At 42.7% G+C, this 744-nt stretch carries 1 protein-coding gene and 1 pseudogene; both read right to left on the bottom strand.

What is annotated here, in order from left to right:
• On the bottom strand, positions 1–554 hold a 554-nt coding region (locus OGW16_RS01985), incomplete at its 3' end, for a T6SS immunity protein Tli3 family protein (protein ID WP_286517658.1).
• 46 nt (positions 555–600) lie between these two features.
• A pseudogene (locus tag OGW16_RS26440) lies at positions 601–744 on the bottom strand (T6SS immunity protein Tli3 family protein); the annotation flags it as partial.

Here is a 744-nt window from a genome sequence, read left to right as displayed (position 1 = left end):
AGATAATACGTGTCATCAAAGTATTGATAATCTATACCCGGTCCACCCGGCGCCAGACGCGGGTCGTCAAAAGGGTATGAACTCAGATATAAATGCCCCTTCGCCGTGGTAATAAATGCCTGATTATTAACCACCACCACTCTTTTTATTTCTTTTCCTTCAGGTCTGTCGACCATATTCCCATCAGAATTTTTCTCTTGCCCCTGAGATGGGGACATATACGTTGCGACCTGCCACGTTTGTCCATAGTCTTTAGATATTGTGTATGCCCCTGGCTCCCATCGCGGTATCAGAATATACTTATCTGACGGATGAATATATACTCCGGAAAATATCTGATACGTTGAATAAATGCCATTCACTAATTCTTTATGTATATTCCGCCTGGTATCATGATACCAAAGCGCTCCCTCACAATTATAGCCTTTTAATTCCAGATATCGGTTATCATCATAGCGATAAATAACCTGTGAGGGTGCTTTTTTTGTACAGGCAGCGATAGCACATAGCGAAATAGTTCCGATTATTATTTTTAACGCACTTCCCTTATTCATAATTTATCCTTAAACGTTAAGCGGTTTGGGCATATCCCATTGCAGATTATTTCCCCGCATCCATATCGCAGTGCATCCGGGTCCAGCCCTTATAGCCCACCACCTCCGGCTCTTTGTCCGGCAGGTTTTGATAGTTGGCCTTATAACCTTCCGTTAAATGGGCTAAAGATGCTTTCATAAACACCACCGT

The organism is Citrobacter sp. Ce104 (assembly GCF_030334595.1).
GTDB classification, from domain to species: Bacteria; Pseudomonadota; Gammaproteobacteria; order Enterobacterales; family Enterobacteriaceae; genus Citrobacter; species Citrobacter europaeus.
This window is presented reverse-complemented; position numbering and strand designations above follow the sequence as displayed.